At 55.6% G+C, this 14,422-nt stretch carries 9 protein-coding genes; 6 read left to right on the top strand and 3 right to left on the bottom strand.

Going from position 1 to position 14,422, the window contains the following annotated elements:
• The first annotated feature begins 247 nt into the window (after positions 1-247).
• The 6 genes from cas10 to H5U08_RS01440 all read left to right on the top strand — a co-directional run bounded on the left by cas10 (position 248) and on the right by H5U08_RS01440 (position 8,915).
• The gene (gene cas10, locus H5U08_RS01465; protein WP_297029407.1) at positions 248-2,197 is read left to right on the top strand and encodes a type III-B CRISPR-associated protein Cas10/Cmr2; all 1,950 of its coding nucleotides are present in this window, start codon (positions 248-250) and stop codon (positions 2,195-2,197) included.
• The gene (cmr3, locus tag H5U08_RS01460) at positions 2,194-3,390 is read left to right on the top strand and encodes a type III-B CRISPR module-associated protein Cmr3 (RefSeq protein ID WP_297029405.1); all 1,197 of its coding nucleotides are present in this window, start codon (positions 2,194-2,196) and stop codon (positions 3,388-3,390) included. The genes cas10 and cmr3 overlap by 4 nt, the downstream gene beginning before the upstream one ends.
• Complete coding sequence (gene cmr4 / locus H5U08_RS01455; RefSeq protein ID WP_297029403.1) at positions 3,383-4,333, top strand: type III-B CRISPR module RAMP protein Cmr4; 951 nt, start codon at positions 3,383-3,385, stop codon at positions 4,331-4,333. Before cmr3 ends, cmr4 begins: the two co-directional genes overlap by 8 nt.
• Before the next feature lie 51 nt (positions 4,334-4,384).
• Positions 4,385-4,804: a type III-B CRISPR module-associated protein Cmr5 gene (cmr5, locus tag H5U08_RS01450; RefSeq protein ID WP_297029401.1), complete on the top strand. Its 420-nt coding sequence runs from the start codon at positions 4,385-4,387 to the stop codon at positions 4,802-4,804.
• A 12-nt stretch (positions 4,805-4,816) separates the two neighbouring features.
• Complete coding sequence (gene cmr6, locus H5U08_RS01445; RefSeq protein ID WP_366493846.1) at positions 4,817-7,393, top strand: type III-B CRISPR module RAMP protein Cmr6; 2,577 nt, start codon at positions 4,817-4,819, stop codon at positions 7,391-7,393.
• A gap of 85 nt (positions 7,394-7,478) precedes the next feature.
• Entirely contained in the window at positions 7,479-8,915 is a 1,437-nt protein-coding gene (locus H5U08_RS01440; protein ID WP_297029399.1) for a hypothetical protein, read from the top strand.
• A 135-nt stretch (positions 8,916-9,050) separates the two neighbouring features.
• Here H5U08_RS01440 and H5U08_RS01435 read toward each other — a convergent pair whose 3' ends face one another.
• The 3 genes from H5U08_RS01435 to H5U08_RS01425 form a co-directional block, all read right to left on the bottom strand.
• A complete protein-coding gene (locus tag H5U08_RS01435) occupies positions 9,051-10,871 on the bottom strand; it encodes a hypothetical protein (RefSeq protein ID WP_297029397.1) in 1,821 nt (606 codons plus the stop codon).
• 345 nt (positions 10,872-11,216) lie between these two features.
• Positions 11,217-11,399 carry a hypothetical protein gene (locus tag H5U08_RS01430; RefSeq protein WP_297029395.1) on the bottom strand — a complete coding sequence of 61 codons (183 nt, stop codon included), beginning with the start codon at positions 11,397-11,399 and terminating at the stop codon, positions 11,217-11,219.
• Positions 11,400-12,060: 661 nt separating this feature from the next.
• Positions 12,061-12,996 (bottom strand): RHS repeat-associated core domain-containing protein, encoded by a 936-nt coding sequence (locus H5U08_RS01425; protein WP_297029393.1) that lies wholly within the window; start codon positions 12,994-12,996, stop codon positions 12,061-12,063.
• Between the last annotated feature and the right edge of the window lie 1,426 nt (positions 12,997-14,422).

Genomic DNA, 14,422 nt, shown 5'->3' with positions numbered 1-14,422 from the left:
GGCGGAAATCATCAACCTGCAACAGGTGCGCGATCAGGCCAGGGAACGACGCATGAAGGAAGCAGCCAGTTGAATGGAGAGAGCTTCTTGACACAAACGATTGGATGTGCCAGAATCCCTAACCAAACAAAGGGTAACTTCTGCGGGGTAACAGGAATGACTCATCGATCATCGCCGGGCAGTCGTTTTCGAGGGCAGGTTCTTGAACGAGCCTGGGCTTTCCGTGCCGCAAAGCGAGGATAACACCATGGATGATCGTGCGTTCATTGTTTTTTCCGTCGGGCCGGTCCAGTCCTTCATTTCTGCCGCGCGGACACTGCGGGATCTGTGGACCGGCAGTTTCCTGCTGGCCTGGCTCACCCGTAAGGCCATGGAACCGATCTATTCAAAACACGGGGCGGCGGCTTTCATCGAGCCCGATATGAGCCGCGATCCCATGTCCCCGCAGAACCTGCGCAAGGAGGTTCGCTCCCCCTGCTTGCCGAACCGGTTCCTTGCCGAGGTTCCGGCCAACGAGGCGGAGTCGCTCGCTCAGGCCTGCCGGGATGCTTTCGATAATGCGTGGCAAACCATTGCGGACAATGTGCGCCAGGCGTTGCAGACGGAAATCGCCAAGGTGAAGGGCGACGGAGCCGCGGAATGGGAGAACTCAGTCAATCGCTTGTGGAATGCCCAGGTTGATTCATTCTTCGACGTGCGGGTGACCGTTGTGCCCCGGGGAGCGATTCCAGGCGACGCGGTCAGGTCATTGCTCGGTGAGCGGGGAGCGTTGGGAGGCCCCTGGGATGGGGCGTCAGAAGAGGACAAGCTGTGGACGGACCAGGCGGAACTGGCCGCCCGCGTCCACGCCACGCACAAGGTGATCAGAAAAGTCACCCGATATTCACCGACCCCGGACGCCCAGGGGATGTATCCCGGCAAGTGCTCTCTGCTGGGAACTTACGAAAATCTGGGACCTGCCGAGCTGACAAAGGCCGCCGCGTTCTGGCAGGCACTCGGCGGCAAGAACGGGCTGAGTATTGGCGGGGTGCGGATCCGCTCGGGCGAACGCCTCTGTGCGGTGAGCTTTGTCAAACGGTTTGCCTGGCCGGCCTATTTTGTGAACGAACTCGCGGTTGATCCTCGGAAGATGCGGTTGGAAGACCTGGCAACCGTCGCCGCTGCCGAATGGCTCAGCCACGAGCCGGAGCTTTCTCCCCAAACAGTCCGGGACCGGCATGGTGTTTGGAGTGGCGAATGGCTCCACTGGGAGCGCCCCGAGCAGGATGAGGAGGAAGGTTTCTGCCCTCCGGAAGTCTGGGAGCAGATTAAAAAGAAACGGGATGACCAGGGCAAGGCACCGGCCTATTACGCCGTGCTGATGATGGATGGCGACCGCATGGGCAAGCATCTTCGGGCAAAACCCGGCCGCGAGCATCCCCAATCCATCAGCAAGGCCCTGATGACGTTCGCGCTCAATTATGCCCCGAAAATTGTGGAAGACAATCACGGCGTCCTTGTGTACTGCGGCGGGGATGACGTGCTGGCACTGCTTCCCACAACAAAGGTCATCGCGTGTGCCCGGCAACTTAACGAGGCTTTTCGCAAAGTCTGGTCCCAGGTAGTCCTGGGCGGACAGCCGGGCGAAACCGCCACAGTCAGTGCGGGCATCGTTGTCGTCCACTACAAGGAAGACCTTCGCTTTGCCCTGGAAACCGCAAGGCAGGCCGAAAAACATGCCAAAAACAACGGTCGGGACCTGATCACCATCACTGTCTGCCGGAGGTCGGGTGAACACACCATGGCACTGTGCCCCTGGCCGTTCCTGGACATCGTCCAGGGTTGGGTTGTGGCCTTCACGCCCAGCCGAGAGAGTCCCGCCGGGGCATCCGACCGCTGGGCACGCCATCTCTACCGCGAGTTGCCGGTGTTGAAAGGTCTTCCCGTTGACGCGATGAAGGCCGAGATCCGGCGGCAGGTCGATCGCGCCGAGGAATCCACACGCAAACTCCTGTCGCCCGACGCACCTAAAAAAGCAGGGGCCAAAATCGTGGAGCAACTGGAGTTTTTCGGCGGTTTGTGGGACCAGCGATCACAGTCACTTGCCCAATCGGGTGCACCGCCTGCCGGCGCCGGCATCCGGAGTGGTCAACTTCTGGAAAACTTCCTCACCTTGTGCCAGACGGCATCGTTTTTGGCGAGAAGGAGGGATGAATGAGTCGGCAACTCAAACATATGGGGGCCCTGCTGGAGCCGCTCGACGTCCTCTTTTTCCGGGATGGTCGCCCCTTCACTGCGGCGACGCGCGGCTCGTCGGGCCTGCCGCTACCCCAAACCACGGCGGGCGCCATCTGGGCGAGTCTCCTTCGGGCCGTGGGCTGCGATTTCGACAAACTCCGCGCGGCGTATATCCGCGCAGCCGAGAAGCGCCGCCTTACAGAAACGGAATATCAGGAAGTGTGGCGTCAGGGCCTCCAGGAGGCCGGAGCACCCGATTGGTTCTTTTCCGTTCGCATTCGGGGACCGTGGCTGGTCAGAAGGCGTCGCGGGGAAAAAGAGCCCTCCACCGATAAGCCCGATCCCGCCCATTGGGAGCTTCTGTTTCCCATGCCGGCCACGGTGTTCTCCTTCAAAAAGAGCGAGTCGGCAGCCCGGCCGGAGATCTGGTTGGGACAGCCACTTTCCCGGAATCAAACCCTGCCCGGCTGGAAGCCTCCTCGGGACGGCATGCGGCCCATCTGGGTGAAGACACGTCAGGATGTTGAAACCTGCAAAGGTTTTCTCACTGCAACCGGAATGCAGAAGTTCCTTCAAAACAAACCACCCCAGGATTTCAGCCAGCAAGATTTTGTGTCGGAAAGTGAGTTGTTCGGTTACGACAACCGCACGGGGATCGGAATCAATCCTGTGCGACTGACTTCTGAGGAACACCAGATCTACGCGGCGAGCTACCTCGCTTTGAGGCAGGAAGTCGCCTTTTACGTGGAGCTGCATGTGCCGCCCGAGGGCGAATCCGTGTGGAAGTCGGTGAGTTTTCTCCGCTGGGGCGGGGAAGGCAAACAGGTGGCGGTCAAGCATTTCGATAGACCGCTCGAATTTCCCCGGGCCGTTCCCCAACAGGGGCAAAAACCCCTGGTCGTGCTGACGACACCCGGGATTTTCGATGACGGATGGTATCCGCAGTGCCTGGCGGGGGAACTCGTGGCGGCCGCCGTGCCGGGTGAGGTCGCCGTCTCCGGCTGGGACCTTGTCCGCAGAGGGCCCAAGCCCACACGGTTTGCCGCCTCGGCCGGTTCCGTGTATTTCCTCGAACGTCTTCCGGAAACACTCTCCGATACGTTGTCTGATAAGCCTTTGGACCAGCAACAGGGTTGGGGCTGCTTTTTACAAGGAGTTTGGAACGATGTCTAACGCGACAAAAACCACCACACAGGGCGCACTGTTGTTCATCCATGCCCAGACGGCGTTGCATCCCGGCTCGGGAACGGCCCTCGGGACTGTCGATCTTCCCGTCCAGCGGGAACGGCACACCGGCTGGCCGAACATCGCGGGCTCAGCCCTCAAGGGTGTTCTTCGCGATGCCTGCCGTGAGAGGATTCATCAGAAGACCGGACAGCCACGCAAGGTGGTCAACGAAGAACATTCGGATGTTGTCACCATCTTTGGACCGGGCAAAGTGGACGAAAGCAGCGCCCACGCGGGTGCCCTGACCGTCAGCGATGCCCGCATTCTCGCCTATCCCGTGCGTTCGCTCCGTGGGGTGTTCGCCTGGGTGACATGCCGCAGCGTTCTGGAACGCCTGTGCCGCGACCTGACCCTGATCGGTGCGGAGCCGCCGTCGCTTCCGCCAACCTGGCCAGGCGAACACAGGGCCCTCGTCCCCACGAACTCGCCGCTTTTGGTAGGACAATCGGCTCAGGTGACTATTGTCCTGGAGGAGTTTGATTACAAAGTTGTTGGTCCAAGTGACGCTGTGGCCAAGTGGCTGGCGGATCATGCCGTGGCTGACAAATTTGCCCAGGACCGCATGAAGAGCCACCTCGTCGTGCTCTCCGACGACGATTTCACCCACTTTGTCCGCAACGCTACGGAGATCGTTGCCCGCATCGCTCTTGATTACGAACGCAAAACCGTCAAAGAGGGCGCCCTGTTTTACCAGGAATTTCTCCCGGCCGAGACCCTCATGTACTCTGTGCTGCTGGCCAATTCCAGCCGGAACGAAAAGGCTTCCATGGACGCCGCGGAGGTGCTCGACAAAGTTCGGCAGTGCCTGGAAGATGTCCGCGTATTACAGATCGGGGGCGACGAAACCACGGGAAAAGGCCTCTGTGCGGTGCATGTTCTGCAGTCGTGAACTGCTTGATGGGTTAGTTAGGCCTGTGGAACAAAAAAGGAGTATATCGCTATGACGAACGCAACAAAAGCCGATAGAAAAACGCTTGATCAACGTCGCGCAGAACATGCGTGGCAGGCCGTTCAGGCGGCGAAAAATAATAAAGACGTTGATTTTGAAAAATTCCACGGCCAGGCCAAAAAATTGCCGGTGCGGATCATTGCGTCCGGATTGGGACAGGCCCTGGCGTTTCTCAAGGCAAAAAACTATGCGCCGAAGCTGCTCGTGGCCCTGGGGGATTGGGTGCTCGATAAACGCGTCAACCCGGATAGCAAAAAACCAGAACCAGACGACATGGCCCTCTTGAAAGCCGTTGTCGAAGGGGACGCCGAGTTCCTCCGTTGGGCCACCGACGAAGTCTTGGCCTATCTCCAGTGGTTAGTTCGATTCGCGGATGCAGAAAAGCCCGAAGACGACCAATCGACCGACTGAGGAGAAATTCCGATGGCGATGATCGTTCCCCTCCCCAAATCTGTTCGAGATCTGCTGCGCGACAACACCCATCTGGGGTTACAGCTCGATAAATACGTCGAGTCCTGGGATGAAGAGCTGTTCTCCAAGCCTGGGGCCGACACTGGGAAGCTCTCGGAGCGGGTTCAAAAGCCCACCGTTGAATTGATCGCCAGCAAATCCAGAACCGAGCCCCCGGGATTAAACTACGCCGATTTATTCGCGCGGTGGCAGGCCGTCGCGGCGGCGAGGGAAGCAATGACCTTCAAAGCCGAAACCGTCGGGCCGCTGACGCTCCATCTCGCCCGGGCATCGGCGCTGGAGAACGCCGGCATCTGTCTGCATCCGATCTACGGCTTCGTCTATTTGCCCGGTACGGGACTGAAAGGAATGGCCCGGGCATTTGCCGAAACCGTCTGGCTGCCCACGCAAACCGATCAGAAAAAGGCGTGGCAACAGATCGAGGACGTCTTCGGCTGGGCCCCGAATCCCGACCGGATCCAACAGATCAGGGATCCCAACCATCCCGCTGAAGTCCGCCACGATCCGAGCGACCCCAGAACAGAAATCACGGCATCATCAGGACAGATTATCTTTCTGGACGCCTGGCCCGAGAAATGGACGCCGTTAGTCGTTGATATATTGAATAACCACCATGCTAGTTATTACCAGAATCAGGAACCACCGGGAGACTGGGATTCGCCCATCCCGGTCTATTTCCTGGCGGTTTCTGCCGGTCACACGTTCTTTTTCGCCCTGGCCAAACGCCGGGCGGATGTGCCGGATGAACTCCTTCAACTGGCGACCGAGTGGCTGATCGGTGCCCTGGAATACGAAGGAGCCGGCGCCAAGACCGCTTCCGGATATGGATCATTCAAGCTGACCGAGCCGCCAAAATTGTTCTCTTCGGATAACATCGATAAAACCTGGAAAGGGGCCATCGCCAAGCAAAAACGGAAAGAATTCACCTGCACACTGGAACTCGTCACACCGGCGTTTCTGGCGGGACCTTTGCAAAAGGAAGAGGACTGCGAACTTCGGCCGGCGACGCTCCGGGGGATGCTCCGCTGGTGGTGGAGGACCATGCACGCCGCCCACGTGGACGCCGTCACACTCTACCGTATGGAATCCGCCATCTGGGGCGATACCAATTCCTGCGGCGCCGTCCGTGTTACGGTGGAACCGGTTACTGAGAGCATAGAGCGTATACCAATGCCGGGCAAGAAAATTATTGAGGAAATTAAGAATGGTAAAGAGCGATCGGTATTGAGACGGGATCCTGGCTTTTTTAAGGTGCACGCCTATCGGGAACCCGGAGAAAGGGAGACGCAGGGACTCCTTTATCTGTCATACGGTATGGATGAAATGCCAGCAAACAGATCTCACGAGAGAAAAACGAGATATGTTGTTTTGCCCGGTGCAAAATGGGACATCACCTTTATAGCGCGCCCGGGCATGTACTTTTCTCCCGAGGAGATCCAGAAAAAACCTGGGGAACGCACCGGCATCCCGCTGTCGCCGGATCTTCTTCTCTCTCAAGCTCTTGCAGCACTTTGGTTGCTGACGCATTATGGAGGTGTGGGTTCGAAGTCCCGAAATGGATTTGGTTGTTTCGCTGACCTCGAGGTCGACGGGTGTCACGGATTGGAAGATGTCCACCGTCTTGCCGAAGAATTCCGTAGAGAGTGCAAGGTTGAAAAGGCAAGACAAGAATCGATCGGGTCAGTGGTACCGGCTTTACCTGAGGTCAAGCCGGGTGCTTCAGAAGCCAAACAACGTGAAACAGCAGGAGAGATGGAATGGCAGGTACAAAGGATTTGTGATAACGTTGATTTGGCAAAGCATTACTGGTTTGTACTGGACTATCTTGGATATTGTGTTCAGGAATTCTGCCAAAAGTACAAAAGAAATTGGCACAAAGAGGCTTTAGGCTTGCCTCGCCACGTACGGTGCAGCAATCGCGACGGTCAGCAGGAACGCGGCTATATCAGAGACTTACATAAGACGTTGAAGTGCGATGTCGTTTGGTTGGGGCAAAAACACGAATATGCTATCAGGAATAAAGAACAGGTCCAGTCCGATGACTTTCAGAAAATCCGCCACGCCTCTCCGTACTTCATTCACGTGGGCAAAACAAAAGATGGGCGCGCAATTATTCGTGTTATTGCGTTCCCATGTGCGGTTCTACCCGATGACAAGATTAGCGCCAAGATGCTGTCAGAGCTTTTGGAGCATTTGAGATCGAAATTAGACGAGTTTGCCATACGCGAGTGTATGACGAAAGCAGAAAACACAACGCTGGTGACGGAGCCGAAAGTTGAAGAACGTGGGCAGGTTCGTTATCAAAAAAGAAAGCATGGTACTCCAACAAAGGTGCAAATCGTCAAAATTGAGGAAGGGAAGAAGTTTAGGGTCAAAGAAGAGGGATATCCCGAGGGAGTCTTAACACTTGGCAGTCCGCCCGATCCATTGCCAAATGTTGGTGACATGGTCGAGGTGGAGGTGCATGATGATAATCCCCGGTGTCCTCAATATCGTTGGCCCAAAAGGAATACCGGAAAGAAAAAATAAGGGGGGCCTATTCGAAAGTGACGAGCTGACCGTGCTCGATCTGCCAGAAATTGCCATTTAGATTGCGATGTGTACCGGGCAAGCTATGGTCGTCCTCTCCAGTGAGCAGCTCTGGCCGAATATCCTCGGCCTGGTCCACTGGCATAAACATGAGGGCGGCGTCCAGGATCTATGCATTTATTACACGAACGATCCTGTCAGATCAAAACAGCCCGCCGAACGCTTTGCGGCATTTGCCAGCAAAGTTTTTCCAACTATCCGTGTTCATCTTCCAGAAACTCCCGGCGGCACTCTGCCGCAGGATGTGTTTGACCAGATCGTCGCCTGGCAAAAGCAGCTCCCGCCAAGGCGGTGGATCATCAATGCCACAGGCGGGCTCAAACTCATGTTCTATGGGGCGGTCCAGGCCAAAGAGCTGCCGAATACCGAGGTCGTTTACGGGGAGCTTTCCGGCGAATGGTTCCACTGGAGAAAAACCGCGAACGGTGAACATCTGGAATCGTTGTCCATAGATCGCTCCGAAACCGACTATATTCCCGTCAGGTATCTCGTGCAGGCGCAGTCGGGGGTGGCCTTCAATCGCACATGGCACTGCGAAAAGCCTGAACAACTCCCCGTCAACCAACTTATTCAGTACGGAATCGAGACGGGCTGGAACTGGCCGCAGATGTTCGCCAGGATTGGCCGGCCGAATGAGGGTCAGGCAGGCTTTCTGTTCGAAAAGTTCGTGGCTGCGGTGCTCCGCGAAATGGGCATCAAGGAGGTAGACGTTAATGCCAGGCTTGAAGAAGGCAATGGTCAATCCGTGCAGGAAATAGACGTGATCGCAAACTATCGCGGGCGCATATTGATCTTCGATTGCAAGCTGCGCGTGGAAAGCGAAGAGGGCCGCCGGGTGGAACCCCTTGCCGTCCAGATTCGTCAGGCGGCCGCCATCCGCCGCGATATCGGGGGAATCGGCGCGAAACTCCTGATGATCAGGCCCGGTCGAGCATTCCGTGAGCAGGAAAAACTGCTGGCCAGGGAACTGGGTGTGGATATACTGGACTGCGCCGCAACATTGAATTTCTTTCGCGAATTGGCCCGGTTTTGTGGACTGCCGGGAGCGCTTCCTGAATCCCTGCAGAAGGCCCAGGATCTACTCGACGGAGTGAAGTCCCAGGGTTGTCAGGAGGCATTCGCAAAATCCAGTTTTTTAGGCACCACTTCCGGTGCGGAACCGCGACGGGTTATAATACGCCTGGAAAGTCATCTCAATAAATACATGGAGGAGACGGGGCAGGATTGGGCCGTCTATCAGATGGGCCGATACATCTATTTGTACTACAAACTGCCGCAGACTATTCCCGCCGACGCGTGCCTCAAGCGTTGGCAGGAAATCTTGGCCCCAGTCGCTGAAATCACACGTCTTTGGGCAGCGAAGGGAGGCAAAGTGGCTCTCGCCAGGCTCATTCCCAAGGTCGATAGTGATCAACTGAGAAGGTTTCTGAGCCACTATCAGGGCAGGAAACTTCTCCAATAGTGCCTCGGTCGCGCTAAACATCACTGGAAGAGTAGACGTGTCCTTGTGTAATAATATGGGCTCCAGGCGAATAAGCTTGAAAAAAGATGATTCCAATGGACAACGGGCATGCCGCAACACCCTGGGGCAGAGCGTTTAATGCGGTTTCTTTTCGGGGCCAAAGACAGCCAGTTCGGCAAGACCCACGTTTTGGGTTCCGGGTTTGGTCGCCGTCACAAAAAAGGCCAGCCATTTGACCTCGCGCGGCGGAAAAGCAATTTCCACACCGCGAGTGGCGTCGTCAGGCAACTCGGGCGTCTCGATCGTCGTGCCATCGCTGAAAATCAAACGCCCTTTCGTGATCTGATCGAGTGAGTTTGGACGATCGAAGAGCCAGACGCGATCGACCGTTACCGGCTCCGGCCAGGTAAGACGAATAAACGCGGTATCACTTTCTCCGGAAGACGCCCACTCGCGGGCTGGGCTTTGAGGAAAGCCCGCCACAACCCCATCGCAGGCGGCCTCGCAGCGGTAGCCCGGGTAGGTTGAACTCGCCGTCACCGATGCCGTCCTCGCAAGGTTGTGCCGAGCTGAGAGTGGCGAATCCGGCGGCATCTCCTCACGCGAAAACAGACGCACTTCCTGCAAACACATGGCGTACCGACTTCCCGGCGGATTTTCCCGAACAATCGGCGGATTGCGCCAGTTCCGGGCAAAATTCGCGGAATAACACAACCACATCGTTTTTCCGTCCGCCGATATAAAACGCGAAGGAATATTAAGGAAGTATGCCTGCTGCCCAAAGTCACGAAGGTATTTGACCATCCGGTAAGGACCGGTCAACTCGGGCGATTCCAGCAAATAGCTATGAAATCGGCCCGTCGTGTCGGTGCCGTCCGTGACACACATGAAGTAGCGCTTCAGACCCGGATTGTACGTGATGGTGACGCATCCCATATGATCATCCCATTTAACGATGGGCTTTAAATCAGAAAAGTTTTTGGACCAGATTGGATGGCCGTCCGCATCAGTTCCCGCATAAAACTCATACTTTGCTGGATCATTCACATTTTCTGGGCCGGGAGGCACCCGAATAAGATAGACTTCATCCCCCGTAATCCAACTATTATAGGCGAACCGTCGCCCCTCCGGGCCGCGAGACGCCCCATGCGAAACAAGATAAATCTTTTTATCAGGGGAGAATTGCATTTCCTGGCCAAAATCCACGACGTGTGCCGCCCCGATTTTGACTGGTTCACCATGGAGAGCGGATTCCCCAAAAAGCGGTCGATCGGGCGTGAGCGGGCAGGGCTCCCAGTTCTTTCCGCCGTCCCTCGAAATATGAAAACCGACAAAAGGTCCGAGCCACGGCCAGTTATAAACAGTGCCTTCGTGCTCAACACGACCGGCAGGGGCCAGAGTATATGTCCCGATATACCAAATCCCTTGATAAAACAGATTTGCCGAAGGATAACGGCCCTGGTAGGGAAGCGCTGAACCGGGGATTGTACCGGGATCTCTCACCGTCAGATGAAGAGGATGGTCGCCCTCGATGATCGCGTGTCCGACGACCGATCGGGCACCTGCACCTGAAAACGAGCGGAACTCCCCCACTGTCCCGTCGGTGAAGCAGGAATACATGCGACCATCCGCAGCCCAGGAGGGATACCAGGTGTCCGCCGCGGTGTATTCTGCATGGCGGCCCGTCAATCCGAGCTCGCACCACTCTGTGGACCGCGGTATTGGACACGTCTCCGGGGGATCAGACGGCCAAAAAGTGTATTCGGCCGGAGGCGGGGCCGGAACGATTGACACCTGCGCGTTTGCACCCGAAGCCCCGGTGGCGACGAGCCCCTGACTTTCCTCTGCGGTTGCCCATCGCGCGGAAAGTAAGAAGACGACAAACAACAGGGCAGCCTGGCGTTGCACCAGGAATCGCGGCGTCATTTTAGTGTGGACTATCATTGCTCTTGTCATTTTCATTTCCCAATAACCTCCGGATAAGTCCGAATAACTCTCGACCTTCCTGCATAGTGAACCAGGACCGGGAGGGTCTCCGAAGCACAGCATCAGTGAAGTGCCAGGTGCTGCTGGGAGAAGGATAATCGGTCGCACCGGGCGTCGTCAAGCATGCGAGGACACTCGGGCGCCATGCCGTGTCGAGCGGAGAGAAGGTGTCGGATGAGACGACAACTTCGGCCTTTGCCGTGCCCTTCCGCGAATGGGCGTTGTCGCATCTAGGCCAGGGGCGAGGCTGAAGCATCGAGTTTCATCGCTTCTGTGGAGGGCATCGTAGTATGCCGTGCGTGCCATGCCGTTTCGTCAGCGTTTGCCCGCGATGTTGCCAATATTGTTCTCGGCCAGGGTCCGCACTGCCGTTGGATGACTCTCCGACGTCACTTTGCCAAAGGCGTCGTAGATGAGGTGGTTGACCACGGTGGTCATGTCGCTGCCCGGATCGTACTTGGCAATATGCCGGACGGTGTTTAAATGATCGGCGGCCATCCCTGCTATCGAATATGCGATGGTGCTAGCCGTGTTTACCAGCCTTGCCGAATCGTGTGTTTCATTATTACCCCCGGCCCAACCATCGTTCGACGTGTTGGCTGTTCCGAATGTGTGGAGAGCGCTATGCGAGATGGATCGTTAATGATAGACGGGGTTATACAGGGTTATTAAATGCTGAGCCATTTACCGTAGTCTGTAGCCGAGAAACAACACCTCGTATAATGTGACGGCAATGTAGATACCCATGCACAATAGCGCCTGTATGATAGGGTACGCAAATAGTGCTAAATGCGCTGCCGTGTCTGGATTTGGAGGTCCTCTAAAAATCGGAGCCAGATATCCAAGGACAAAGATAACTCCCACAAGGGATGCGGGCCGAGAGAATCGCAGAGAGGATTTGACGCCGTCTTTTTGTCTCAACAATGCGGCTAACCCTGCACAAAGCAACGGAACGGCCACGGCTTCGCCACTTAGGAAAAGGCGTACCTCGATACACTCCCCCTGCCGAAAGCCGGCAGCCCAGGCCAGCAATCCACCAAGTATGGCGCAGGATACAAGCACGCGTTCAGGCCATGGGAGGGACGCCTTTTGGTATCGGGCGTCACGCTCATCCATCTTAGCTACTCCAAATGCTGCCAAAGCTGAAGTTTTAAGCAAATCATCTCCCAGTCGATATCAACCGGTCAAGCGTAGTCGCTATAACAACAGGTGCCTCCTCGCAAGTACTCCCCCGCACGTAAATGCCGTAGTCATGCCGCCACACGATTCGATATACATGCCCGAATTCAAATTTAATTCCGAACCGTTCCTCTACGTCAAGGGGATCAGCAAACTTATCTTTGATCTCAAACGTTAACTTACACTTGGCGGAATACTCTATCGCCGGCCTATTTTTGTTGGCACAACATTCGTGTCCGGTTTTCACATTCACTTCGCACAGCACTCGGCGGAAAAAAGTGCTACGCCCGTGTGGATATATCACGAACGTAGAATTTGCTACGTCCGTATCGTGATACCACCAGGGAAAGGACGTTATGTCACAGTCCACACCCCGCATGGCACCGTGCAGGATCGAAACAAATTTGTGAACAAAGTCCTGCTGCGATCGTTGAACATCAGGTGAATTCCAGAACGTGTCATCAAGACCGATCTGTGCCAAAGTGACTTCACCCCCACCTAACATATAATGCAACAGGAAGTCATCCCACGTCCAGTGTCCACCATAGACACATTGCGACCCACCCGGCAGGAGAATATGGTTGGTACCAGGTGTGATCACCCCCAACCGGTCGCCACGGAGTATTACACCATTCCCCACATACCGATACAAATTCGCATCGGCACCAGCGGAGCCGATCGGGTCTTCGCTCAGCCAGCGGCCGACAGAAGCATCATACCAGCGGTTGAGGTTGTTTTGAAGTTGCGTGTCACTATCAAATGGTCTACCGGTGAATAAGAAGAGACTATCAATCGTCGGATTACTCTCCGACGTCACTTGGCCAAAGGCGTCGTAGATGAGATGATTGACCACGGTGGTCATGTCGCTGCCCGGATCGTACTTCGCGATGTCCCGGACCGTGTTCAGGTGGTCCATCAGCGTTTATTGGACACAATATGCCTTCCGGGTGTCTGCCTCCGCTGGTGTACGATTCACCTTCGGCACTCTTGTCCTAGATCTTCAGGATCAGCCATCGGTTACATGTCTGCTGCTTAATTATAACCACGAATACACTCAAAAGTGCGGAGTTCTCTAGGTGCTTTCGTGAGTGCGATGAGTGAAACATCGAACCCTACGATCTGTGCCCACCATTATTCACCGTCAAACAGTTGCTGAAACATTTCCCTTGCGGTACGTATTTGCCCAAGTTCGACGATTTCTCCTGATACACTAATGGCCAACGGGCTATGAACATGCGACTTGACACACCCATTATCGGCCTTGTATCGGATGAATACCAGATCGCACAACATTGCGAAACTAATCGCTCCATCTGTGCGCCAATCATTGCCATAGCCGGGTAGTTCTACAATCGGGTAGATTTGCCTTGCCTTATATTCACTAGAGCGTGTATGTGCGATTGTCCCGCCCGGGCCACGGTCCGTTCCCAACGCGTACTTTTTTGCCTCCACCGGACTAGGTGGCAAAACTGCAAAATATGAAGACGCCGTTACCGGTCCGGGTTCGCAAGGACAGCGAAGATACTCGGGACATACCGCGGAGACCGCTACGCGAGGCGACTGCGCAACATCGTCCACGCCTGCAGGGTTTTCACAAGATAGACACCTCAGGGGGTTCGCGGGGCCTACCAGCACATTGTAAGGCAATACCCTGACCCGCCATTGACCAACTGACACCTGGTCGCCTGACTCCGACACGACGGCGGACCTGCCACACACGTCGTAGTACGTGGCTTGTGCCAGCCACAAGGCCTCAAGCCTAACTGAGCACAAGTAGCGACATGAGCCTGGCATCCTACTACAGTGGTTCGCAACAAGTGCCATCCGGCCGATGGCTAATCCCCAAAAAGTCACGTAAATTGCACGATAAGCCCATCTTATCAATCGTCTCTGGAAATATGATGATAGCCAATTCCCAAAACAAAGGAATACAAACGCAGCGATCATCACAAATCCCCAACGTGGATTGGCCGCCTCTTGCCAACCGCATTGGGCAAGAAATCGGCGGGCATCCCATTCAAAGAGTAAAACAAATATGGTGGCAATACCTGCCGCGATAATCCCCACCGGAATCGGCCGCCCCTTCTTATCAGGTCTGGTTATTTGAAGACTGTGCAAAGTTCGGTTGCTCCAATTGAAACCCATGGCTAAAACACGCCTCTACCCTATATCGTACATAATTCGTGGCAAGCGCGACAGAGCATTCCAATTTCGACTAAAACCGGATCGCTTTGATCTATGTCCGGTATTTATCTATTATGCTCTCCGTCGAATTGCCAAATGCAGTGCTACACACTGAATAACCGACCGGACTTTTTATGCAGGTACGTCGAAATGCTCTG

The sequence above is a fragment of the Thermogutta sp. genome (genome assembly GCF_014359955.1).
Taxonomy (GTDB): Bacteria; Planctomycetota; Planctomycetia; order Pirellulales; family Thermoguttaceae; genus Thermogutta.
Note: the sequence above shows the minus strand (reverse complement) of the source record. Positions and strands in the feature narration are given on the sequence as shown.